Below are 21,564 nucleotides of genomic sequence, written 5' to 3' on the forward strand. Positions count from 1 at the left end.
CTGTGGGCCCTCTCGATTGGTGAAGAGGGGGGGCTCCCTTCGGGCGGGCCGCTAAGCAGCCATCTGCGGCGTTGCACTTGCTTGACGTAGAATGACTACGCCGGCGCAAGTGCGCCTTGCATCTGGCCGCTTAGCGGCCCGCTGGTGTCACTATTTAGTACCATACAGGACACTAGACACAATTGAATCCATCGAGGAACCGGGATGTCCAATAACAATAAAAGACGTGGTTTGATTGCAGCCGCCCTCACCGCCGGTGCCCTGCTGCTGCCATCAATCGTGCCGGCTGTCGAGGACGCGGATAAACCACGGATCCTGGTCTTCTCCAAAACCGAAGGCTGGCGCCACGACTCCATCATCGACGGCAAGCGGGCCATGCTGGAACTCGGGCTGCGGGAGGGCTTCGCCGTGGATATTTCAGAGAATGCCAGTCTCTTCAACAGCGAGACACTGGACAGCTACGACGCGGTGGTCTTTCTGAGTACCACCGGCAAACTCTTCAACACCCGGCAGCGCGGCGCCTTCGAACGCTATATCCGCTCCGGCGGTGGCTTTGTCGGCATTCACTCCGCTGCGGATACGGAGTACGGCTGGCCCTGGTACAACAAACTGGTGGGTGCTTACTTTGCCAGCCATCCGCAACAGCAGGAGGCGGAAAAAGTGGTCGTCGACTTCGAGCACCCGGCTACCAGTTTTTTACAGGCGGAACTGGACGGCAACCGCTGGCGGCGCTTCGACGAGTGGTACAACTTCAGATCCATCAACCCGGATATCCGGGTGCTGATGAACCTGGACGAATCCACCTACGAGGGCGGGGAGAACGGCGAGCAGCACCCGATTGCCTGGTACCACGAGTACGATGGCGGCCGCGCTTTCTACACCGCCGGCGGACACACGAAAGAGAGCTATCGGGATCCGCTGTTTATGCGGCATATTCTGGGCGGGATTCAGTACGCGATAGGAGAAATGGGCGGGCAAGGTCCCATCCAAGACTGAACCGTAGCAGTGAGCGCCTTCCCGGGACCGCGGAGCGGTTGACCTCGGAGCGCTGAAAGTTCCAGCTCCGCAAGCGGGCCGCAGCAGCCTGCGGCCGCTCCTGAAGGGACACGGCTTCATGCCGTGCCCCGGCAGAACTCGCCCACATCAGCCCGGTTGTCCGTAACTGAAATAAAACTGCTCCGCCGTGCGCCCACTGTGATTGGCCCTCAACATCGCAAACTGCTTGGCGGCGCGGTGCAGCTCCTCGCGATCGCCCCGGTAATCGGAAAAATAGCGATCGACAATTTCCAGGTAGGTTTTCCAGTCCGCCGGGTAAAAGCTGAGCCAGAGACCGAAGCGGTCGGCCAGGGACAGCGTCTCCTCGACACTGTCGCCGTGGTGTAGTTCATTGCCCACCACGCGGGTCTGTTCGTTGTCCCGCGTATCCTCCGGCAGCAGGTGGCGGCGGTTGGAGGTGGCGTAGAGCAGGATATTGTCCGGCGGCAGTTCCAGCGAGCCGGCGAGAATCGTCTTCAGGTGCTTGTAGCGCAGGTCCCCCTGCTCGAAGGAAAGGTCGTCGCAGAAAAGAATAAATTTGTAGTCCCGCGCGGAATCCGTATCCAGCAGGTCGACGATTTCCGGCAGGTCGTCCAGGTCCGGCAGATTCACCTCCACACAGCGCAGGCCGGCGGTGCCGAATTCATGGAGCAGCGCCTTGACCAGGCTGGATTTACCGGTGCCACGCGCACCCCACAGCAATGTGTGGTTCGCGGGTTCGCCGCGGAGGAATTTTTCGGTGTTTTCCAGCAGCTGCTGCTTCTGGTGCTCGATGCCCACCAATTGTTCCAGGCGTATGGGGTCCAGGCGGCGCACCGGTTTCAGGCGGGCGTGCTTGGCGCGCCAGATGGCGGCGGGGGTGTTCTTCCAGTCCAGTGTTTGCATGGTTTGTGGGGTGTTTTGTCTCTCACTGTAGGAGCGGCGGGGTCAAAAATCAATGGCACTAAGTTAAGCCTCGAGTTGCTTCTGTTCCTGAGGATTGCGCTGTAGGAGCCTGCTTGCAGGCGAACATTCCCGGTGCCTTGCCGCCACCTCAATTCGCCTGCAAGCAGGCTCCTACAGGGGGATTCCGCTTAACTTAGTACCATTCGGGTCAAAAATTATTTTTTGTTCGGGGACTTTTTACCGTCTTCTTTCACCACCCGCAACATGGGCTCGTCGGAGCGGTAGATCAGGCCGTGAATCTCGGTGGCGGTCTGGCCCTGCAGCAGTTGCTGGAGGAACTGCACTATCTGTGCGGAGATCTCCTGGCCGGGGACCAGTACCGGGATGCCCGGTGGATAGGGCACGATTTCATCGGCGCTGGTGCGGCCGATCAGGTTTTTCGTGGCCGTCACCCCGTTGTCCATCAGCGGCAGTTCCTCGGTGTCGGCGAAGTAGGCATCCGCCGGCAGGCAGGTGAGGCGGGTGAACTCCGGCAGGCGCCGCGGTGTACCGGCCTGGGGGCGTTTGCGGGGGTGGCGCGCCAGCTGCTTGAACGCGTGGATCAGCCGCAGCAGTTTGCTCTCGGTACTGCCCAGGGTCACCAGCACGCTCACGGTGTTGTAGGTGGTCTTTTCTACCTGGATACCGTACTGGTCGAACAGTTTGATCTGCATCTCCTTGCCGGAATAGCCGCTCGCGGAGATATCGATGGTGACCTTGGTGGGGTCCAGGCGGATATTGTCCCCGGCCAGCGGCTCGGGGATCAGGTCCTCGCGGGTGAGCGCGCGGAAGACGCCGGTGGCGTCCACTTCCCGGCGCAGGGTCTCCACCATCTGCAGGCAGCGCTTCAGGCAGGCGTAGCCCTCCATGGCCATCTGTTTGCGCGCCACATCGAGGCTGGCGATCATCGCGTACTGCGGGCTGGTGGAGGCGTGCATATTGAGGTTTTCACGGAAGCGGAACTCGTCGAAATCCGGGTCCTGCACGTGGATCATGCTTGCCTGGGAAAAGGCCGAGAGCATCTTGTGGGTGCTCTGGGTCACGTAGTCGGCGCCGCACTCCAGGGCGGTGGGGCGCAGTTCCGGATGGAAGTAGCCGTGGGCGTACCAGGCCTCGTCCACCAGCACCTTGACGCCGCGCTCGTGGGCGTAGTCGATAATCGGCTTGAGGTCATAACGCAGACCGTCGTAGGTGCAGGAAGTGATCACCAGCAGGCGCGCGTCGCCGTGCTCGTCCACGGCCTGCTCGATATCCTCGCGTTTCACCGGGCCGTAGATGCCGAATTCCGGGTGCAGGACCGATTTGAGATACACCGGCTCGCAGCGGTTCATCACTATCGCGTGGTGTACGGACTTGTGGCAGGCCTGGTCGACGATGATCTTGCCGCCGCCGCCGAGGATCTGCTGGATTACCACCTTGTTGGCGGTGGAGGTGCCGTTGGTGAGGAAGAAAGTGTGGCGCGCGCCGAAGGTTTGCGCCGCCAGGTCCTGGGCCTCCTGGATGACCGAGTGGGGCTCCAGCAGGCTGTCGAGCACCTGCACCGACACCGACAGGTCGGTGTTGAACACATGCTCGCCCATAAAGCGGTAGAAATCCCCCACCCAGGGGCTGTTGCGCAGGCTGTCGCCGCCGGAGTGGCCGGGGGTGTGCCAGGCGTCGCGGGCGGAAAACACGTATTCCTTCAGGGTGTCGGCGAAGGGGGTGGAGGCGCGGCGGGCGATAAACGCCTGCACCAACCGGAACATCTGGTTGAAATTGCCCTCGCGGCGGTCGAAGAGTTCATCGAAACGCTGGCGCACGGAGACGGAAATGGTGCAGCCCTGGGCGTCCGCAGAGGAAGCCTGGGCTACCAGGAAGACGTTCAACTGGGCGCGCAGGGCGTGCAGCCGGTCCACCAGTTCCTCCGCGGCGGCCAACTGGTCGGGGCTGCTGCCGCCGTCCACGATCAGCGCCTGCAGGTTGTCCTCTTCGAGCAACAGTTTTTCCACCGCACCGACCCCGGTGGCCTCGAAATACAGGCCGTAGGGATTTTCGTGCTGCGCGGCGGTGGCGTTGAGGGCATCGACCCAGTCACCGGCGAGCTTCCGGTCAGCGCTCACCAGGGCCACACGGCACTCCAGTGGCTGGCGGCGCTCACTCAGGTTGCCCAGATCAGGCATTGTCAGTTCCAAACCCATAATTCTTATCCATCAGCATAGCCCGGATATTTCCCGGAACTGCTGTCTAATCAATTTAACTCTTTGATTTTATTTGGTTTTTAATATCCAGGTGCGAGCAAACCCATGCGCTCAGGCGCAAAGCCGGGGGGCAAATACTAAAGGAGCCGGACGGGGAATGCCTCAGCCGGATAGTATTTAGCGATATTTGCCAAATGGTAGGGAAAAAACCAAATCCGCTGTCGCCGGAAGCGGTTAAATTAGAACTTTGCGCTTCTCACCCGGCCGTCGAACCGGAGGCAGTCTTCCACGCGTTGCCGCTGTACCGGCGACAGCGCCGACAGCGGGAAGTAGCGCAGTTCCGAGTGCTCGTCGGACAGCGCGATTGCGCCCTCGTCGCTGAAGTGGGCGCGAAAGATAAACACGTGGGAGTTGTAGACCCGGTGGTAATAGATACCACTCAGGTAATCGATGCGCACCGCGCGACCCAGTTCCTCGCGGCACTCGCGCAGCAGCGCCTCGTGGATTGTCTCACCGGGGTCCAGCGCGCCGCCCGGCAGCCCCCAATTCTTGTCCGCGTAAGTGGCGCGCAGTTGGAGCACTTCACCCAGTTCGTTGGTGATTACGGCGTGGGCGCTTAGGCGATAGGTGTCTTCGAAACTCATCTTCGGGCTCGGGACAAAATTGTCGGGAACAATTTTGGACGCCGAAGGCGCCCGCGAAGCGGGTGAGCGCCAGGCCGAAGGCCGAGGCACAAGGATGTGCCGAGCTATCGCGCGAATCACTCCGGATTCATGTAGGGTGCGCCGTGCGCACCGCGGAAGTCAATGGTGCGCGCGGCGCACCCTACAACACCACTCCAGGCGACGGTAGAGAAGAGAAATTGCCGCGTTAGAGACCCGGCGCCCTGTAGGAGCGGGGGGGCGGCCATCCGCCCATGCCCGCGATCTGAGCCCGATCGCGGGCATGGCCCGCTCCTACAGGGAGGTGTAGGCCGGTATCGCTCGCGGGCCGGGATAAATCCGACGACTGTTAAGCCGCGATGCCCGCCAGTTGCGGCGACCACTCCAGGTCCCGCAGGCGAACCTGCCACAGGCGGCCGGTGCTGCTGGGCCAGTCGTAGCCCACCAGCAGGCCGCGACCGTCCACATAGCAGTGAGCATCGCGCTCCGCCTCGTCGCCGTGGTAGACGTAACCGCTCACTTCCGGCCCCAGTTCCTGGGCGCCCTGAGTGGCGGCGTCGCCGGCCATGGGCCTGGCACTCCGGTGGCTGACCCGCGGCGCCAGCAGCTTGCCCCGCTGCGAGGGATCGACAATATCCGGCATGACCACCTCGCAGCCTTCCCGGAATTGCCGCAGTTTCAACAGCAGCGGCCCCATAAAGATCCGCATCAGGGGGAACAGCAAGCGCCCCCGGCCTTCCAGTTGCCCCTGCTGGGGCCCGTTGGGACCTGTCCAGTGCGCCTCTATGGGGTCGCCCATCTCCGGCGCCGCCTTCTCGGCAGAGAGTAATCGGTAGTGAGCCCTCACCTCATCCACCTGGTCGCGCCAGTGGATACGGCACTCGCTCACCAGGCCCGCGCTCAACAGCGCGCGCACCTCGATTCCGAACCCCTCATCACCCACCAGCCGCCGGCTTACCAGCAGGCGCCGGCCCAGCCTGTCGTGTCCCAGTTGCCAACTGTCCTGGACCGGCATCTCGCGTCCATCGCAGCTGTATTGGTAGCGTCCCTGCGCCAACGTTTCGCTCAATTTCATGGCGAACCTCCTTGATTAACTCGCGCAGCAAAAAGTTGCAGTGCGCGGAGACAATCGCTGCACCAAGTATTGCACAGGAGAGGGCTTTACGCCGGGAGCGAGAAGCGGCTGGTTGTCAGTAATCAGTGACCGCTGATCACCAGCCAGGTCGCTAATCACTGTCCCAGGGACGCAGGCCGGCGGCCTCCCATTCCCAGGTCACGGAGGCGAAAGAGCGGCGCTTGCGCGGGCGCGTCTTGGCCCGCTCCGGAGTGCCCACCGATAGTACGCCCACTACGCTGTCCTTCTCCGCCAGACCCAGTTGGCGCCACACCAGCGGATGCTGTTCCACCGTGTGCCAGATGGCCCCGTAGCCCAGGGCGTGAATCGCCAGCAACATCTGCTGGCAGGCGGCAGCGGCGGACATCTGCTGCTCCAGAACCGGTATCCGGTGGCCGGAAACCACTTCGGCGCAGACGAAAATCATCATCGGCGTATCGGCAATTTCCTCGACGAAGGCCCGCAGGTCCGCGTCGCTGATATCGCGGGATGAATAGATTTCCCGCACCACTTCGGAGAGATCCCGCATCCCCTGCCCGCGCACCAAGACAAAACGCCAGGGTTTGAGATTGCCGTGGTCCGGCGCCGACATGGCCGCCTGCAAAATGGTTTCCAGTTCCTCTTCCCCCGGCACCGGATGGCGCAGCAGGCTGCGCACATAGGAACGCCGGGTAAGCAGTGCCTCAATGGCATCCATCGCCGGTCGCCCCCGGCTATCGTCGTTCGATGACATACACTCCCTTAAATTTATTCTTAACGCGTCTCCGGCACACGGCTGCGCGGAATTTCCAGTTGCTGTTCACCCTGTGTGGTCCAGGGCACCAGTTGCCCGCTGTCCAGTTTGTAGACCCGGTCCGCCAGGTGGAAGTAGCGGTCGTCGTGGGTGATGGCGATCACCGTCTTTCCGGCCGCTTTCAGTTCCGGCAGCAGCTCGCGATAAAACACCTCGCGAAACGCCGGGTCCTGGTCCGCCGCCCACTCGTCCAGCAGCAGCACCGGGCGGTCCTCCATATACAGCAGCAGCAGCGCCAGCCGCTTGCGCTGCCCCTGGGACAGGGCGGTGGTGGACAGGCGCCCCGCCTGCACGCGGACCTTGCTTTCCAGCGCCAAACGCTCCAGGTAGTGCTCCACCCGCGCATCCACCCCGCCGTCCAGCTCCCGCCCGTCCAGCACGTCGGCAAACAGGTAGAAGTCGGGGAAGATGGTGGCGAAATAGGCCCGATGGTTCGGAGCGCTGGACTCGTCCAGGGGCACACCGTTGAGGGCCACACTGCCCTCGCCGGGCAGGTAGAGACCGGTGAGCAGCTTGCCCAGGGTGGACTTGCCGCTGCCGTTGCCGCCCACCAGGAAGATGAGTTCGCCGCGCCGGATGCGCAGGTCCAGGGGCCCCAGGTGAAAGCCCGGCTCGCCACCCCCGCCCGGATAGCGGTAGCCGGCCCCCTCCAATGCCAATTCCTGGAAAGGGGGCAGCGGCTCGCTGCTGTCGGAGCCGGAGTAATCTTCCGCCCGCCCCAGTTCAAGGCGGTCGATCGCGCCCAGGGCGACGCGGCCGCGGATCACCGCGGGCACCGCGTCCAGGATGGTGGCGATGGGCGTGCGCAGGAACATGGTCGCCAGCACATAGCCCACCAATACCTCCCGGCTCACCAGACCCAGGGCGGTGCCGGCGAAGAACACCGCCCCCAGCAGTAGGAATACCAGCGCTGTGGTCCAGTTGAGGTTCACCGCCCAGAGCGCCTCGGCGCGGGTGGCGGCGCGCATCGCCTCTTCCGCCGCCGGCTGCAGCCGCTGCAGGTACAGGTGGCGCCGCCGCGGCCGGCTCAGCCCCAGTTCGTTGCGCCCCTCAACGGCGGCCTCGAATTGCTGGAACAGGGTGTCGTCCAGTTGCCGCACCCGGCGCATCAGGCGTTTGACCCGCCCGCCCAGCAGCACATCGCCCCAAATCGCGAAGGCGATCACTACCTGGGTGACCAGGAACAGGGTCAGGTCCAGCCACGCCAGGTAGGCCATGCCCGCGATCAGCAGCAGGCCGTTGTAGACGGCGATGGGCAATTGCTTGAAGGCGGCGGCGACCACGGTGATATCCCGGGTGAGGGCGTTGTAGACCCGGGGCGCGCCCAGGGATTCGAGCCGTTCCAGCGGGGTGCCCAGCACCCGCGCCACCAGTTGCAGGCGCAGCCGGTACACCAGCCCCTGGCCCAGGCGCACCAGCAGCACCTGGGCGCAGACACCGCTGGCAAACACCAGCGCCACCAGGCCCCCGAACAGCCCGAGAGCTGCGCCTGTGTCGGCCATGCCGCTCTCCAGGGTGCGGTTGATCCAGGCGATCAGTCCGATGCCCGCCGCCGCGCTCAGGGCGCTGGCCAGTATTGCGAGCAGGAGTTGCCAGCGCGCGGGGTGCAGTAACGTCGTTATCGATTGCATATTTCCTTGTCCCTTCTGCCGGCGTGTGGCCGGTTCCCGGTGGATGCGCTGCGCTTATCCACCCTACGGCTGTAGCTTGTAGGATGGGCAAAGCGCAGCGTGCCCATCGAGGCCCCAGGCGATGGGCACGTCGCTGCGCTCCTTTGCCCATCCTACGAAACGGTCGACCGGCTTTCCGCCAACCGTTCCAGCAACTGCCGATGCAGCTCCACCGAGGCCGGGATGGAGAAGTGGTCCGACTCCAGGACCCCGCCCCACACCGGCCGGCGGCTGTAGGGCTGCCAGGCCTCCGGATTGCAGGGTCCGCCCCGGCAGGCCCACACCCACAGCGGCACGTCCACCCGGGGCAGCGGCGCAGCATACATCAATTTCTTGAACGCCCAGCGGGCCGCCACCCGCTCGCGAATCCAGTCCGCCGGCACGCCGCCCCCCAGGGCCTCGAGCAGGTCGGGGCGGGACAGCGCCAACTCCGCGCCGACGGCGTAGTCGCAGCCGGCGATCTGCCCGGCCAGCGACCGGCGGCAGCCGTCCGGCAGCGCTATGCCCCGGGTCTCGCAGTAGTGATCCAGGTCCGCCAGCAGTTGCCCCGCCTCGTCGCCGGCCCCCTGCAGGGTGTTGCCGGGGTCGTAGTCGAGCAGCGCCAGCCCCTGCACCCGGAACCCCCTCGCCTGCAGTTTTCCGCTCAGCAGCAGCGCGAGGCGCGCCGCCAGGCTCCAGCCCACCAGCACCAGCGGGGTATCCCGCAGGGACTCCGGTACCGCCGCCATATAGCCCTCCAGCAGCCGCTCCAGGCAGTCGGGATCACTCTCGTCCGGAACCGCGCTGTCCGCCGCCAGACCGTAGAGACTCACCCGACCGCGCAGCGCGTCGATCAGCGGGCGCAGGGGCAGCAGGTGGCCGGAGACGGCGTGCAGCACCACTACCGCCGGGCTCTCCGGCACCTCGCCATAGCATTGCCAACGCCGCGGCTCCGGGTCGCCGACAATAGTCGCGGCCAGCGCGCGCACCGTTTGCGCGTCGAACAGCAGCGTGGTCGGCAGCGCCCGCTGCAGGCGCTCGCGCAGGCGCGCCACTACCTTGATCGCCGCCAGGGAATGGCCGCCGATATCGAAGAAATTGTCGGTGACGCCGATATCCTCCCGGCCCAGCAGTTCCCGCCAGACCGCCAGTATCGTCCGCTCCAGCTCTCCTTCCGGGGGAACCGGGGTGCGGCTGCCGGCCCGCCGCACCAACCCCGCCAGGGCCCCGCGGTCGATCTTGCCGTTGTCCCCCAGGGGCAGTGTGTCCACCGGCAGGATACGGGCCGGAATCATATAGTCCGGCAGCTGCCGCGCCAGGGCGGAGCGCAGCCGTTCGGCGAAACCGTCGTCCGGCGGCGCCGCCAACAGCGCCACCAGTTGCGCGCGGTCGCCCTCCCCGTCCACCAGCGCCGCCGCCCTGTCCGTTCCGGCGGCCGCGCGCAGGGCGCGTTCCACCTCCTCCAGCTCGAAGCGAAAGCCGCGCAGTTTAACCTGATTGTCCCGGCGGCCGAGGATGCGTATGGCGCCATCGGACTCCTGCAGCGCCAGGTCGCCGGTGCGGTACAGACGCCCGGCGCCGAAGGGATTTCCGGTATAGGCCGCGGCGGTGGCCTCGGGGTTGCCGAGGTAGCCGCGGGTGACTCCGGGGCCGCCGACGCAGAGTTCCCCCGCCTGCCCCCGCGGCACCGGCCGCCCGGCGCCGTCCAGCAGGTGAATGCGGTTGCCGCCGATCGCCGAAGTCAGCGCGGTGTCGCCGCCGACGGGGTCCACCTCGGACCAGAGCACCCCCACGGTGGTCTCCGTGGGCCCGTAGTGGTTGAAGATACGGCAGGCGGGAGCGGCGTCCGCCAGCCGTCGCAACAGCGCCGCGCCCACCGGTTCGCCCCCCAGCACCAGCCGCTGGCGCGGCAGCAGAGCGGCGGCGTCCTGCCCCTCGAGCAGCGCCTCCAGGTGCGAGGGCACTATCTTCAGCACGTCCAGGGGCCACTCCGCCTGGTAGGCGGCGAAAGTCCGGCCGTCGGTGGCCGCGGCCCTGTCCAGCAGGTGCAGGCAGCCGCCGCGGACCCAGGCGGGGAAGAGCACCGTATTGCCCAGGTCCGCCACCAGGGACGACACCAGGCCGTAGTGCCCGCCGGCGGGCAGCGCCAGGGCCTGAATCGCCGCCTCGCAGTAGTGATTCAGTTGCGCGTTCTCCACCTGCACCCCTTTGGGCCGGCCGCTGGAACCGGAGGTGTAGAGCACATAGGCGAGATGCTCGGGCAGCCGGCTCGCGGGGCGCAGCATAGCCGACTCCCCTTCGGCGGTGGGCCAGTCCAGTATTTTCCAGGGTCCCGCCGGGCAGTCGTCCTTATCTTCCGCCAGCAACACCGCCGGCTGTGCATCCTCGAGAATCTTCTGCAGGCGCGCGACCGGCTGTTGCGGGTCCAGCGGCAGGTAGGCGGCCCCCGCCTTGAGCGCCGCCAGCATGGCGATCACCGCTTCCGGCCCCCGTGGCAGGCACAGGGCCACAATCCGCTCCGGACCGGCGCCGGCGGCCTGCAGGGCCGCGGCCACCCGGTCGCTGGTCCCGTCCAGTTCGCGGTATGTGTACTCCCGCGAACCGCAGCGCAGCGCAGCCCGCCGCGGATGGCCCGCGGCGGAGGCGCGGAAGCAATCGACAATATCCGCGGCGCGGCCCATCGGCTCGCGGGGCTCCAGCGCCGCGCTGCCCTCGTCGTCGAGCAGGATGTCCAGTTCCATCAGGGGCGCGTCCGGACGCTCCAGCGCCAGTTCCAGCAGCCGCAGCAGGCGCGCCAGCAGCCGGCGCATCTGCCCCTCCCGGTAGAGCCCGCTATCGAACCACAGGGACAACTGCCCGTCCCCGCTGTCGGTGCGGACCGCCTGCAACAGCAACTCGCAACCGCTATCGACAATGTCGGCCTGCAGCGCCCCCCAGTGCGCCTGGCGGCGCCAGCGGAATCCCGCCTGGCGGCTGGGCTGCCACAGGGGCAGCAGATCCGGCAGAGTGGCGTACTCCTGCCAGTCCGCCAGTTCCGCCAGTTGCGCCGACAGCTCCCGGGCCAGGCCGCGCAGTGCAACCCGTTCGGGCAGTTGGCAGGCCAGCGGCAACAGCTGTTCGAAGAGCCCGAGGCTCCCGGCCAGTTCGTCGTAGTCCTCCCGGCAGTCGTGGCAGTGGCCCAGTTGCAGGCCGTCGCGGCCGGTGAGCCGGCCCAGCAGCGCGGTCCAGACCGCGAGCAGCGGCACCGACCCGGCGCAATCCCACTCTCCAGACAGGTCCGCAAGCCGCCGCTGCAATTCGGCGGGAAACGGACACTGCACCAATCCCGGTTCTCCGCCCGGGGAGCCATAGACCTCCGGCAGGCGCCCGCCGGGCAGGCGGTCCAGGCCCTGGTTGCGCCAGAACTGGGCGCCCTCGCCGGTCTCGCTATCCTCCCGCTGCAGCTCGCGTATCCAGGAGACATACTCCCGATACTGCATCGGCGCCTCGCCGGTATCCGCTGCGCCGCGCGCACAGGCGTCCAGCAGTTCATCGCGCAGTCGCAGCAGGCTGGCATCGTCCAGGGAAAGGCCCGGCAGTCCCAGCAGCAGGCGGCTGCCGCCGCGATGGTCGCGGTAGAGCCAGGCCACCAGGTCGGGCCGGTTGTCGGCGGCGGCCGCCTCCGCCCGGCAGCGCCACACCTGGGGTTCCACACCCTCCTCCGCGCCGCCGGCGCGCCAGTCCAGGCGCAGTTCCCCCGGTTCCAGCACCAATTGGCGCAGTCCGCTCCAGCCCTCCGGCTGGCGGTAGCGGGTGCGCAGGGTCTCGTGGCGGGCCACCAGTTGGCACAGGGCAAGCTTCACCGAAACGGCGTCTATTCCCTGCCCCAGGTCGAGCCAGGCCCAGCGCAGGGCCGGCGCCGAATCGGCGAGGGCTTTCTGTTGCGGCGACAGGGGTTCGCCGCCTGTGTCGAGATTCACGATTGCACCTCCTCCTCGATTTCCCGCTCCCGCGCTTCTTCCCCGTCGGGCCGCGGCGCCTCCACCTCGTCGCGGCGGTAGAGGTCGCCCATGGCCACCGCGATGCGCCGCTCTCCCTCGAAGGGGTCCCGGGCGTGGGCCGCGAGCATGTTGTCCAGCATCACCACGTCTCCCCGGCGCCAGTCGAAACGCACCGCGAAGCGCTCGTAGACCTCGCTGATCAGCGCGATCACCTCCGGCTCCAGGGGCTCGCCGTCGCCGTAGCAGACGTGCCGCGGCAGCCGCTGCTCGTCGCCGACGGCGAGCAGTTCCCCGCGCACGTCATCGTCGAGAAAGGCCGGGTGGTAGAGCTGGATCTGGTTGAAGAAGCTCAGTTCGCCGGTGACCGGGTGGCGGATCACTGCCGGCCCCCGCTGGCGGGTGTGCAAACTGCCCCCCTCACCCCATCGAAACTGAATGCCGCCCTCCCGGCAGATGGCCTCCACCGCTTCCCGGCTGTCGGTTTTGAAGAAGTGCTGCCAGCTCACGTCGATGCGTCCGTCGAAATTGCGGATGTACAGCAGCTGCTTGCGCTGCAGCTTGTCGCGCAGCCAGCCGGGCAGCGCCCGGTACAGCTGGCGGCAGTCGACGATCGGGGTGGCGCCGCCCACTGGAGCCGGAAGTTCGCAATAGAACCATTGACGCCGCGGCCAGCGGTGTTGGTGGGCGCTCTCGTTGTGGAACAGGATCATGCGGTCCGCGGGATAGGGAGTGGAGCGGTAGATCCTCTCCCCCACCTCCTTCTTGGGCAGGTCGCCGTACCGGCCATACAGATCCGGGTAGAGCGCCCGGCAGAAGCCCTCGAAATCCACCGGCGTGGGCAGGCGGAAGCCGCGGAACAGCAGGCCGCCGCAATGCCCCAGCCACTGCTCCACCCGCTCCCGGTTGGCGGCGGCCCAGGCGGCCGGGTCCAGGTCCGGGTCGCGGCTCTCCACCAGCAGCGGGAAGGCCTGCCCCTCCCGCAGCGAGCGGCTGCTTACCGGTGCCGGCGGCGCCGCGGGCCGGCGCCGGAGTTTGCCCAGCTTTGACAGTTTGCGCTGCTTCTGCGCGGATGAAGTCATGCTCTCCTCACCTCCGGGGTGCAGATCGAATTCGCTCAGGGGAGTATCCGGCGCGGCCAGGACCTGGCTCAGCAACCCGCACAAGCGGTCGCGCAGGCGCTCGATGGTCTGGCGCCGGAACAGGCTGGGGCGGTAGACCCAGCGCATCTGCAGCGCCTCCTCCGTCTCGCTGGCGAAAAGCGCCATGTCGAATTTGGAGTGGTGCTGGGCGCCGGGCCGCGGGGTCACCTCGATACCCGGCAATTCCCGCCGCTGGCGGGGGGTGTTCTGCATTACCAGCAGCGCCTGCAGCAACGGGTGGGTGTTGCGCTGGCGCGGCAGGCCCACGGCCTCCACCACCCGATCGAAAGGCACCTGCTGGTGGGCGAAGGCGTCCAGGCACACCTGGCGCACTTCCTCCAGGTAACCGGCAAAACCGGCGTCCGGCCGCGGCTTCAACCGCAGCGCTATCAAGTTGACGAAGAAGCCGATCAGGGACTCGGTCTCCGCCGGTTCCCGGTTGGCCACGTCGGTGCCGATCACCAGGTCGCGGCTGCGGGTCTCCCGGTGCAGCACCAGGCCGAGGGCCGCCAGCAGCAGCATAAACAGGGAGACCTGCCGCTCGCGGGCGAAGTCCCGCAGGGCCCGCCACTCGGCGCCACATAGTTGAAAGTCCACCCCGTCGCCGCGGCCGTCGTCCCGCTCCGGCCGCGGGAAGTCGAATGGCAGCGCCAGTTGCGGCGGCATACCGGCGAGGGTCCGGCCCCAGAAGGACAATCCCTCCCCGCACTGCGCCCGGCGCGCCTCCGACTGCTGCCAGGCGGCGTAGTCGGCGTACTGCACCGGTAAGGGCAGCAGTGCCTCGCCGCCGTAGCAGGCGATCACCTCGTCCAGCAGCAGTGCGGTGGACCAGGCGTCCGAGGCGATATGGTGTTGCACGAACTGGCACACGAAATCCCGCTCCCCGCGCCGGTAGAGCCTCACCCGCAACGGCGCCTCCCGCTCCAGGTCGAAGGGGCGGCAGGCCTCCTGCGCCAGCCGGCGCTCCAGCCCGGCCCCGCCCTCCCCGGCGGGCAGCTCGATTTCGGCGAAGTCCACCGGCAGGGCGTCGTGTATGCGCTGCACCGGCTCGCCGTCCGCGGAGTGGTAGGTGGTGCGCAGGATTTCGTGGCGGGCGCTGACCTGTTCCTGTGCGCTGCGCAGCGCGCGGCCGTCAACGGGCCCGCGCAATTCCACCGCGAAGGCCATATTGAAGCTGGTGTCCGCCGGGTCCAGTTGCTGCATAAACCACAGCCGGCGCTGGGCATCGGACAGGGGCATATCCCCGTCCCGCGGTACCGGGGCTATTGCGCCGCTCCCCTGCCCCGCGGAGGCCAATGCCTCCGCCTGGCAGGCCAGTACCGGCCGCTCGAAAAAGGTCTTCAGGGGCAGCTCCAGCCCCCGGGCGCGCAGGCGCGAGCGGACCTGGGCGGCGCTGAGGGAATGGCCGCCCAGGTGGAAGAAGTTGTCGTCCGCGCCCGGTTCAGCCACGCCCAGCACCTCGCGCCAGATCTCCGCGAGCAGTTGCTGGTCCGCGGTAAGCGGCCCCGCGGCGACGCGGCCTGTGATTTCGTCGCCCGTCTCCGGGAGCGCGGCCCGGTCCACCTTGCCATTGCTGTTCAGAGGCAGGGCCTCCAGCGTCCGATAACGGGTGGGCAGCATATACTCGGGCAGATGGGTCGCCAGGTGCGCGCGCAGGGTCCCGGCATCGACGTGGCAACCGTCGCGGTTCACCCAGTAGGCGGCCAGTTCGCCGGACCGCAGCGCCACCGCCGCCTGGCGCACTGCCGGGTGCCGTCGCAGGGCGATCTCTATCTCCCCCAGTTCCACCCGGAAGCCGCGCACCTTGACCTGGCTGTCGGTGCGCCCCAGGTACTCCAGGCGGCCGTCCGGCAGCCAGCGGGCGCGATCGCCGGTGCGGTAGAGGCGGCCGCCGTCGCCGGCGAAGGGGTCCGGCAGGAAGCGCTCCGCGGTCAGCCCCGGGCAGCCGGCATAGCCCCGGGCCAGACCGAGACCGGCGATATACAGTTCGCCCGCCACGCCCGGCGGCACCGGATTGAGCTGGGCGTCCAGCACATGGCAGCGGTTGTTGAGCAGCGGGCGTCCGATGGGCACCGCAGTCTTCTGTTTTTCCGTCACCGGGCAGCAGGTGGACCAGACGGTGGTCTCGGTGGGGCCGTAGACGTTGAACGCCGCCCGCGCCGCCCGGGCCAGGCGTGCGGCCATATCCGCCGGCAGCGCCTCGCCGCCGGCGAGGGCGACCACACCGGAAAGGGCTTCCACGCTCTCTTCCAGCAGCAGGCTCCAGGTGGCCGGCGTGGCCTGCACCAGTTGCACGTTGCTTTCGCGGATCAGCGCCAGCAGCGCCGCCGGATCCCGGCGTTGGTCGTCGCCCGCGATCACCGCGGTGCCGCCGCGGGCCAGGGGCAGGCAGAATTCCAGACCGGCGATATCGAAGGTGATGGTGGTGAGCGCCAGGAAGCGCTCCACCCCCTCCAGCGGCAGCGCCCGCTCCATCGCCAGCAGGAAGTTGGCGAAATTGCCGCGGGATATCTGTACGCCTTTGGGGCGACCGGTGGAGCCGGAGGTGTAGAGGGTGTAGGCCAGTTGATCGGGAGTCGGATCGCGGCCAGCGGCGGATGGCCGCCCCGCCGCTCCTACAGGGTAGGATTGTTCCGCCTCCAGTTCTGACAGGACTACCGTGGGTACCGGCGGGTTAGGATCGCGGCCATGGGCCGCTCCTACAGGAGGCAATTGAGCCTCGAGTTCGGACCAGGTGAGGGTGCGGATGGATGAGAGAGGGGGATTTTCTCCGAGTCCTTCCCAACTCCCCGAGAACCCCACAAACTCATCCGCACACAGCAGCAACGCCGGAGCCGCCTGCTCCAATATGTATCCATTTCGCTCCGCCGGATGCGCCGGGTCGATTGGCAGGTAGGCGGCGCCGGCTTTCTGGATGCCCAGCAGGCAGATTGCCAAACGCTCGTCCCGCGGCAGGCAGAAAGCCACCGGCGCCTCGGGGGCGACGCCCCGGGCCAGCAGCCAGTGGGCCAGTTGATCGGCGCGCTGCGCCAGTTCGCCATAGCTCAGCCGGCGCTCCCCGCTGATCACCGCGGTGCGCTCCGGGTGGCGGCGGGCGGCGGCGTCGAAGCGGGCCACAAAGTCCGCGATTTCACTCTGCGGCGTCGTCTCTCCCGCCGCCGGCTGGGCCGCCGCGGACGGCAGTTCCAGGGCGGCCAGGGGCGACGCGGTGGCCGCGGCGAGGCGGCCGAGGAGTTCGATATAGTCCTCCGCCATCCGCGCCACCGTCTCCTCCCGGAACAGGGCGGTGGGGTATTCAAGCAGCAATGCGGTGCTCCCTTCACCGCCCTCCCCGCGCTGTTCGAAGAGATTGAAGGCCAGGTCGAACTTGGCGCTGACCCGCTCCGGTGCCAGCGGCTCCACCGTGAGCCCGGGCAGTCGGATACGCCGCTCGCCGCGGTGGTCCACCTGGTAGTTGAAGGCCGCCTGAAACAGGGGCGACCGGGAAAGATCCCGCTCCACTTCCAGGGATTCCACCAACTGCTCGAAGGGCAGCCCCTGGTGTTCCAGGTCCTCGCGGTGCCGCTGTCCCACTTCCCGCAGGTAATCGCCCAGGAGCTGGCCGGGGCGCAGCCGGCAGCGGTGCACCAGGGTGTTGAGAAACGGTCCCACTACATCCTGGCTGCGGGGATCGTCCCGCCCCGCCACCGGCACCCCGAGCGTGAAATCCGTCTGGCCGCTGTAGCGCCACAACAGCAGCTGACAGGCCACCAGGCAGACGGTGAAGGGGGACACCCCCAGGCTTCGCGCCAGGGCGTCCACCTCCCGCACCCGCTCCGGCGGCAGAGTTCTTTCCAGCCGCCGGCCCGCGGCCTCCCAGCGCGCCGGCCGGGGCTTGTCCAGGGGCAGGGACAGGTCGAAGCAGGTGCCGTCGAGCCGCGCCCGCCAGTAGTCCAGCGGCGATCCGGTCCCCCGCTCATCCAGGTCTCGGTACTGCCGTACCGCCAGGTCGAGGAATTCCAGTTCCCGCTCGGGGAAAGCGGCCTCCCGCCCTTCGCTGGCGGCGCGGTAGGCCTCGGCGAAGTCCCGCACCAGCAGCCCCATGGACCAGCCGTCCACCGCGATATGGTGCACGTTGACCAGCAACCGGTAGTCGTCTTCGGCCGGCTGGAACAAGTCCACCGCTAGCAGCGGGCCCCGCTCCAGGTCGAAGGGCCGGGCTGCGGCCCGGGCCGCGGCCTCGCGCCAGTCCACCTTCTCCGCGGAGTGGTCGCGGAAGGAGAACTGAGCCTGCTCCGCCACCCGCTGCCACACCTGGCCGCCCTCCTCGAAGAAGCGACAGCGCAGGGACTCGTGGCGCTCCACCAGTTGGCCGAAGGCGCGGCGCAGGGCCTGTGTATCCAGGGCGCCGCGGATCGCCAGCAGTTGGCAGACGTTGTAGGCGGCGCTCTCCGGCTCCAGTTGTTGCAGGAACCAGAGGCGCCGTTGGGCTGGGGGCAGTGGTTGGGGCTGTCTGCGATCGACGCGGGGGATAGACGAGATAGTGGCGGACCCGCTGGCTCCAGTCACTGTCCCGCAAACAGCCTCCGGCGCCGGGCCCTTCGCATCGAGTTCATCGCTCGGCTCAACCGGACGCAGCACCGCAGCCAGCGCCCTCGGTGTCGGGTGTGCCTGCAGCAGCCGCGGGGTCAGTTCTATATCCAGTTCGCGGGCGCGGGCGACCAGTTGCAGACCGAGAATGGAGTCGCCGCCGGCTTTGTAGAAGTCATCGTCGACGCTCAATTCAGGCCGCCTCAATAACTCGCAGAAAAGGTCGCGCAGCTGGCGCAGACACGGGTTGCCGCCCAACTCCACCGCCTCAGCCATCGCCCGCAGGCGGCCATCGGCGGCCACCTGGCGCGGGGTCAGACGCAGCCCGGTGCGGGCCGCCAGGGCGATCAGGCGCAGGCTGAGGATGGAGTCGCCGCCGAGCAGGAAGAAGTCGTCGTCCGGTCCCAGCCGCTCCACCGGCAGCAGTTGGCACCAGATATCCGCCAGTTGCGCCTCGATTCGGCTCAGCGGGCGCTCCTGTCTGTTCTCCCGGGGCTGAGCGGTTTGCGGCAGGGGCAGCGCGCGCCGGTCCAGTTTGCCGTTGGCGTTCAGGGGCAGGCGCTCCAGCGGCATCCAGTGGGCGGGTACCAGATAGTCGGGCAACTGCGCGCGCATGCGCGCCTGCAGCGCTTCCAGATCGAAAACGCCCGTTTTCGACTCCAGGTAGGCCACCAGTTGACGGCCGTGTTCCAGCTCCGGAGCCAGCACCGCGGCGGCAGCCACTTCCGGCTGTTCACCCAGCCAGCGCGCCGCCTCCCCGGGCTCGACCCGGTAGCCGCGGATCTTGACCTGGTCGTCCAGGCGCCCGAGGAATTCCAGCCCGCCGCGCCTGTTGACCCGCACCCGGTCGCCGGTGCGGTAGCCGCGCTCGCCGTCCGCCGCCGGCGGGAAGGCGGCGGCGGTGAGTTCGGGCTGGCGCCAGTAGCCCAGCGCCAGTTGCGGACCCCGGATATGCAATTCACCGGCGGCGCCCCGTGGGACCGGCTTGCCATCGCGGTCCAGCACCAGCAGGCGGCAGCCGGGCAGTGGGATGCCCAGGGGCAGGTAGGGTCCGGCGCACTCTGCAGCCGGGTCGACCGGCTGGCAACAGACTCCCACCGTGGCCTCGGAGGGGCCGTAGTGATTGACGATGCGCAGCTGGGGCGCCAGGGCCCGCAACTGCTTTACCAGCGCCGCCTCCAGGCCCTCGCCGCCGAGCACCAGGGTGTGCCGGGGCAGCAGCCGCCGCGGCTCCGCCACCGCCAGCAGCCCCTTTAAATGGGAGGGCGCTATCTTGAGGCAATCCAGGGGCTCGCGGGCCAGGTAGTCCGCCAGCGCCGGCGGGTCGAAGGCCCAATCCGGGTCCGGCAGCACCAGGGTGCCGCCGCTGTACAAGGCACCGACCACCGAGGTCAGCCCCAGGTCCGCGGCCACCGTGGCCAGGGTGCCCTGGCGGGCGGCCGCGGGCAGTTGCAGCCGCTCGGAGATGGCGGCGGCGTAGTGGGCGAGTCCGCCGTGGCTCGCCAGCACCCCTTTAGGTCGGCCGGTGGAGCCCGAGGTGTAGAGCAGGTAGGCAGGGGCTTCGGCGCGGCTGCGGCTGTCCTCCTCGTCGGGTTCGCCTTTGGGCCAGCGGTCCAGCACCAGCACCGGGCCCCGCAGTTGCAGGTCCGGCGTGGCCTGCACCACCAGAGCGCAGTCGCTGTCCTCCAGCAGTTGTTGCAATCGCCCGGCCGGCTGCGCCGGGTCCAGGAACACCGCCACCGCGCCCAGGCGCCAGCAGGCCAGGGTGGCGGCGATCTGCAGCGGGGTGCGCCGCAGACACAGGGCCACCCGGTCGCCCTCCCCCACGCCTTTGCTTCGCATCCGCCGCGCCAGCGCGGCGGCCGCCCCGGCCAGTTGCCGGTAGCTGTAGCGGCCGTCCGGGGACACCAGGGCGCAGGCGTCCGGCTGCCGCCGGGCCAGTTCCTCCACCCGGCGGTCGAGGGGCTGCGGGGATTCCGCCAGCGCGGGCGCGGCCAGATCGCTGACGGCGTCGGTCCAGCGCAGTTGGGACAGGCGCAGGCCGGGGTTGTCGAGGACCTGTTCGAAGACTTGCTGCAGGTGCGAGAGCATCTGCCCGGCGGTGCTTCGCTCGAACAGTTCGTCGCTGTACTCCAGGTCCAGGCGCAGGCAACCGTCCGCCAGTTCCACCAGACGCAGGGTGAGATCGAAGCGCACGTGCTGCTGCTCCGGCTCCACGATCTCCACTTCCGCGCCGGGCAGCTGGAAACTGCGGCTCTCCGGCAGGCTCAGCTGCACGAACATGGCCCGGAACAGGGGCTCGGTGTCGCCGCCGGCGGCGCGGCCGATCAGGGCGGGCAGTTGTTCGAAGGGGACATCCGGGTGATCGAAGGCGGCCGCGGTGACCTGGCGGGTGCGTTTCAGGGATTCGGCGAAGTCCGGATCGCCATCCAGGTCGTGGCGCAGCACCAGGGTATTGAGCAGCGGGCCGATCAGCGGCGCCAGTTCCGGGCGCTCGCGATTGGCGATGGAAGTGCCCAGGCAGAGTTCGCGGTCGCCGGTGTAGCCGGCCAACAGCCAGGCGAAGGCGGTCTGGCCGTAGATGTACAGGGTGGCGCCGACGTCCTTGGCGGCCCGGCGGATGCGCTCGCTCAGTGCCGGGTCCAGCGGTCGGCTCAGGTTGCCGCCGCTGAAGCGCCGGTCGGCGACTGGGGGGCGCGGCCTGTCCAGGGGCAGGTTGAGGACCTCCGGGGCATCGCTCAGGGCCCCGCGCCAGTGCTCGCACTGGGACCGGTAGTCGTCGCTGTCCATCCACTCCCGCTGCCAGAGGGCGTAGTCCCGGTACTGCACCGGCAACTCCTCCAGCCGGGGCGGCTCGCCGGCCAGCTCCGCCCGGTAGCACTCGGCCACTTCCCGGTTGAGCTGCTGGGCGGACCAGGCGTCGAAGGCGATATGGTGGATAGTGAAGAACAGCCAGTGCTCGCCGTCGCCGGTGTGGAACAGACGGATGCGCAGGGGTGGCTCCCGCTCCAGGTCGAAGCGCTCCGCCAGTTGCCGCCGGTACTCGGCCCGACACCAGGCGGTACTGTCGCCGCCGTCCATCGACGCCGGTTGCGCCGCCAGCGCCGGCGCCCATTCGGGCAACACCTCCTGCCGGGCTTCGCCGTCTCCGCCGGCGATATAGCGGGTGCGCAGTATCTCGTGGCGCCGGATTACCTGCGCGGCGGCCCGCTCCAGGGCGGCCAGATCCAGTTCGCCGCGGAAGCGCAGCACCGAGCAGAGGTTGTAGAGGGCGCGCCCGCTCAGCGCCTCGGCGGCCAGGAAGCGGCGCTGGGCCTGGGACAGCGGGTAGCGCCCCGGCTCCACGGCGGGCTGGGTGGCGATGGGCAGCCGCCAGGCGTCTATGCCCTGGGCGGCCAGGCGGGCGCGGAACTCGCGCCGCTTTTCCGCCGGCAGCGCCGCCAGGCGGCGGGCGATATCCATTGGGTCGGGTCGATTCATCTCTGTCTCTTAACTAATAAGCTGTTTAAGTCTTTTCAGGGT

9 protein-coding genes are annotated in these 21,564 nt (G+C 68.0%); 1 reads left to right on the forward strand and 8 read right to left on the reverse strand.

The window, feature by feature from the left end; translation table 11 throughout:
* Positions 1 to 204: 204 nt before the first annotated feature.
* Positions 205 to 996, forward strand: a complete 792-nt coding sequence (locus ACRC0P_RS16405; protein ID WP_438632379.1) for a ThuA domain-containing protein — start codon at positions 205 to 207, stop codon at positions 994 to 996.
* A gap of 147 nt (positions 997 to 1,143) precedes the next feature.
* Here the strand turns inward: ACRC0P_RS16405 and ACRC0P_RS16410 are convergent, their stop codons facing one another.
* From ACRC0P_RS16410 to ACRC0P_RS16445, 8 genes are all read right to left on the reverse strand, one after another.
* Positions 1,144 to 1,920, reverse strand: a complete 777-nt coding sequence (locus ACRC0P_RS16410) for an ATP-binding protein (RefSeq protein ID WP_438632380.1) — start codon at positions 1,918 to 1,920, stop codon at positions 1,144 to 1,146.
* Between the two features lie 215 nt (positions 1,921 to 2,135).
* Entirely contained in the window at positions 2,136 to 4,118 is a 1,983-nt protein-coding gene (locus tag ACRC0P_RS16415; RefSeq protein ID WP_438632381.1) for an aminotransferase class I/II-fold pyridoxal phosphate-dependent enzyme, read from the reverse strand.
* Positions 4,119 to 4,375: 257 nt separating this feature from the next.
* The gene (locus tag ACRC0P_RS16420; RefSeq protein WP_438632382.1) at positions 4,376 to 4,780 is read right to left on the reverse strand and encodes an NUDIX hydrolase; all 405 of its coding nucleotides are present in this window, start codon (positions 4,778 to 4,780) and stop codon (positions 4,376 to 4,378) included.
* A 367-nt stretch (positions 4,781 to 5,147) separates the two neighbouring features.
* Complete coding sequence (locus tag ACRC0P_RS16425) at positions 5,148 to 5,873, reverse strand: hypothetical protein (protein ID WP_438632383.1); 726 nt, start codon at positions 5,871 to 5,873, stop codon at positions 5,148 to 5,150.
* A 151-nt stretch (positions 5,874 to 6,024) separates the two neighbouring features.
* Positions 6,025 to 6,645, reverse strand: a complete 621-nt coding sequence (locus tag ACRC0P_RS16430; RefSeq protein WP_438632384.1) for a nitroreductase family protein — start codon at positions 6,643 to 6,645, stop codon at positions 6,025 to 6,027.
* 20 nt (positions 6,646 to 6,665) lie between these two features.
* Positions 6,666 to 8,336 carry a cyclic peptide export ABC transporter gene (locus tag ACRC0P_RS16435; RefSeq protein ID WP_438632385.1) on the reverse strand — a complete coding sequence of 557 codons (1,671 nt, stop codon included), beginning with the start codon at positions 8,334 to 8,336 and terminating at the stop codon, positions 6,666 to 6,668.
* Positions 8,337 to 8,488: 152 nt separating this feature from the next.
* Positions 8,489 to 12,313, reverse strand: a complete 3,825-nt coding sequence (locus ACRC0P_RS16440) for a non-ribosomal peptide synthetase (protein ID WP_438632386.1) — start codon at positions 12,311 to 12,313, stop codon at positions 8,489 to 8,491.
* Positions 12,310 to 21,522, reverse strand: a complete 9,213-nt coding sequence (locus tag ACRC0P_RS16445) for an amino acid adenylation domain-containing protein (RefSeq protein WP_438632387.1) — start codon at positions 21,520 to 21,522, stop codon at positions 12,310 to 12,312. Before ACRC0P_RS16445 ends, ACRC0P_RS16440 begins: the two co-directional genes overlap by 4 nt.
* Positions 21,523 to 21,564 lie beyond the last annotated feature (42 nt).

This window comes from Microbulbifer sp. (genome assembly GCF_051659245.1).
Lineage (GTDB): Bacteria > Pseudomonadota > Gammaproteobacteria > Pseudomonadales > Cellvibrionaceae > Microbulbifer.

Excerpts from the sequence above, each read along its gene's own strand:
- ACRC0P_RS16435 (WP_438632385.1), bottom strand. The coding sequence starts at position 8,336 with ATGCAATCGATAACGACGTTACTGCACCCCGCGCGCTGGCAACTCCTG.
- ACRC0P_RS16405 (WP_438632379.1), top strand. The coding sequence starts at position 205 with ATGTCCAATAACAATAAAAGACGTGGTTTGATTGCAGCCGCCCTCACC.
- ACRC0P_RS16445 (WP_438632387.1), bottom strand. The coding sequence starts at position 21,522 with ATGAATCGACCCGACCCAATGGATATCGCCCGCCGCCTGGCGGCGCTG.
- ACRC0P_RS16420 (WP_438632382.1), bottom strand. The coding sequence starts at position 4,780 with ATGAGTTTCGAAGACACCTATCGCCTAAGCGCCCACGCCGTAATCACC.
- ACRC0P_RS16430 (WP_438632384.1), bottom strand. The coding sequence starts at position 6,645 with ATGTCATCGAACGACGATAGCCGGGGGCGACCGGCGATGGATGCCATT.
- ACRC0P_RS16425 (WP_438632383.1), bottom strand. The coding sequence starts at position 5,873 with ATGAAATTGAGCGAAACGTTGGCGCAGGGACGCTACCAATACAGCTGC.
- ACRC0P_RS16415 (WP_438632381.1), bottom strand. The coding sequence starts at position 4,118 with ATGCCTGATCTGGGCAACCTGAGTGAGCGCCGCCAGCCACTGGAGTGC.
- ACRC0P_RS16410 (WP_438632380.1), bottom strand. The coding sequence starts at position 1,920 with ATGCAAACACTGGACTGGAAGAACACCCCCGCCGCCATCTGGCGCGCC.